Below are 2,108 nucleotides of genomic sequence, written 5' to 3' on the forward strand. Positions count from 1 at the left end.
GGGAAAAGTGGCCCCGCCCGGTCCACCTGCTGCCCGGCCTCCGGCTTCCCGGCCTCCGGCTTCCCGGCCCCCGGCTGCCTCGCGCCGCCGCCACGCCGGCCCCCCGTCTCTGCCTCCCGCATCCGTTCAGGAGTACCGAAACACCCATGACCACCTCCTCCAGGACCACCACCCGCCGCAACATCGCCATCGGCGCGGCCGTCGCCGTCGCGGCCGGCCTCCTCGGCGTCGCCTCGTACACCGCCACCAAGCCGGGCGGCGCCTCCTCCGCCGACGTGCCCGCGGCCGAGGTCTCCGCCGATCCGCAGGCCGGCGTCTACTCCGAGCTGGCGAAGCTCGCCCGGCGCGACCACGGCGACGCGCTCGCCCAGGGCCGGGCCGACGCGCCCGTCGTGCTCATCGAGTACGCCGACTTCCTGTGCGGCTACTGCGGCAAGTTCGCCCGCGACACCGAACCCGCGCTCGTCGAGAAGTACGTCGAGGACGGCACCCTGCGCATCGAGTGGCGCAACTTCCCGATCTTCGGCAAGGAGTCCGACGCGGCGGCGCGCGCGGCGTGGGCGGCCGGCCGGCAGGGCCGCTTCTGGCAGTTCCACGCGGCCGCGTACGCCGAGGGGGCCAAGGAGAAGGGATTCGGCGAGGCCCGGCTCAAGGCGCTGGCCGAGGAGGCGGGCGTGAAGGACATCGCCCGCTTCACCCGGGACGCCGGAGGCGAAGCCGCCGCGCAGGCCGTGCGGGCGGACCAGGAGGAGGCGTACCAGCTGGGGGCCACGTCGACGCCGTCCTTCCTCGTCAACGGCAGGCCCATCGCCGGCGCCCAGCCCGCCGCGGCCTTCACGCAGGCGATCGAGGCGGCGGCGAAGGCGGCGAGGACCGCCAAGGACACGAAGGACGCCAAGGACGCCAAGGCGGACCGGTGAGCCCCGACATCGGATATCTCGCCGCCTTCCTCGGTGGGCTGCTCGCCCTGCTCAGCCCGTGCAGCGCCCTGCTGCTCCCCGCGTTCTTCGCGTACTCGATCGATACGGCGTCCCGGCTGACGGCCAGGACCGGCGTCTTCTACGCCGGACTCGCCACCACCCTCGTGCCGCTGGGCGCGGCCGGTTCGTACGCCGGGCGGCTCTTCTACGGGCACCGCGACCAGCTCGTCCTGGCCGGCGGCTGGCTGATCGTCGCCCTCGGCGTCGCGCAGATCCTGGGCATGGGCTTCGCGTCCCGCCGTGTCGCCGCGCTCTCCGGGCGGATCAGGCCCACGACGGCGGTCTCCGTGTACGCGCTGGGAGCCGTCTACGGCCTCGCCGGCTTCTGCGCGGGCCCCATCCTCGGCAGCGTCCTGACGGTCGCGGCCGTCAGCGGCAGTCCGGTGTACGGCGGACTGCTGCTGGCCGTCTACGCGTTGGGCATGGCCGTGCCGCTCTTCGTCCTCGCACTGCTCTGGGAGCGGTTCGAGCTGGGGAGACGGCAGTGGCTGCGCGGGAAGGCGTTTCGGGTGGGGCGCTTCGAGCTGCACACCACGTCGCTGCTGTCCGGCCTCTTCTTCGTCGCCCTGGGCGCGCTGTTCCTGGTGTTCGACGGCACGACGGCGCTGCCCGGTCTGCTGGACGTGGACGACTCGTTCGCCGTCGAGGAATGGGTGAGCGGCCTCGGCGCGTCCGTGCCCGACGCGGTGCTGCTGACCGGCGTGGTGGCGGTGGCGGGCGCGGTACTGGCGCTGCGCGCCCGCCGCCGGAAGGTGCCCGAGGAGGGATGACGCGAACGGCCCCGCCCGGTGGGCGGGGCCTTCGAGGGGTGGCGGGGTACGCGAAAGCCCCCGTCCGTGGACGGGGGCTTTCGTTGTGGTGGCTGGGGCCGGGATCGAACCGGCGACCTATCGCTTTTCAGGCGATCGCTCGTACCAACTGAGCTACCCAGCCACTCGGATCTCGCGATCCGCAGCGGTCCTGACGGGATTTGAACCCGCGGCCTCCACCTTGACAGGGTGGCGAGCACTCCAAACTGCTCCACAGGACCAAGCGTGGTGCGAGAACAAGTCTCGCACACGGTTGTGCGTGCCCCCAACGGGATTCGAACCCGTGCTACCGCCTTGAAAGGGCGGCGTCCTGGGCCAC

Annotated in this window: 2 protein-coding genes and 2 tRNA genes; 2 read left to right on the forward strand and 2 right to left on the reverse strand. The window is 72.8% G+C overall.

Features of this window, described 5'->3' with window-relative positions; genetic code table 11:
* Positions 1-146 precede the first annotated feature (146 nt).
* Both E2E34_RS33675 and E2E34_RS33680 read left to right on the forward strand, forming a co-directional pair.
* Complete coding sequence (locus E2E34_RS33675; RefSeq protein ID WP_138905623.1) at positions 147-920, forward strand: DsbA family protein; 774 nt, start codon at positions 147-149, stop codon at positions 918-920.
* The gene (locus E2E34_RS33680; RefSeq protein ID WP_138905624.1) at positions 917-1,750 is read left to right on the forward strand and encodes a cytochrome c biogenesis CcdA family protein; all 834 of its coding nucleotides are present in this window, start codon (positions 917-919) and stop codon (positions 1,748-1,750) included. Before E2E34_RS33675 ends, E2E34_RS33680 begins: the two co-directional genes overlap by 4 nt.
* An 86-nt stretch (positions 1,751-1,836) precedes the next feature.
* Here E2E34_RS33680 and E2E34_RS33685 read toward each other — a convergent pair.
* Positions 1,837-1,913: transfer RNA gene (locus E2E34_RS33685), tRNA-Phe, on the reverse strand.
* A gap of 22 nt (positions 1,914-1,935) precedes the next feature.
* Positions 1,936-2,010: transfer RNA gene (locus E2E34_RS33690), tRNA-Asp, on the reverse strand.
* Positions 2,011-2,108 lie beyond the last annotated feature (98 nt).

Origin of the sequence: Streptomyces albidochromogenes (assembly GCF_005981925.1) — a bacterium.
GTDB lineage: Bacteria > Actinomycetota > Actinomycetes > Streptomycetales > Streptomycetaceae > Streptomyces > Streptomyces albidochromogenes.

What these genes read in the sequence shown, in the direction of transcription:
- E2E34_RS33675 (WP_138905623.1), top strand. Translation starts at nt 147, where the DNA reads ATGACCACCTCCTCCAGGACCACCACCCGCCGCAACATCGCCATCGGC.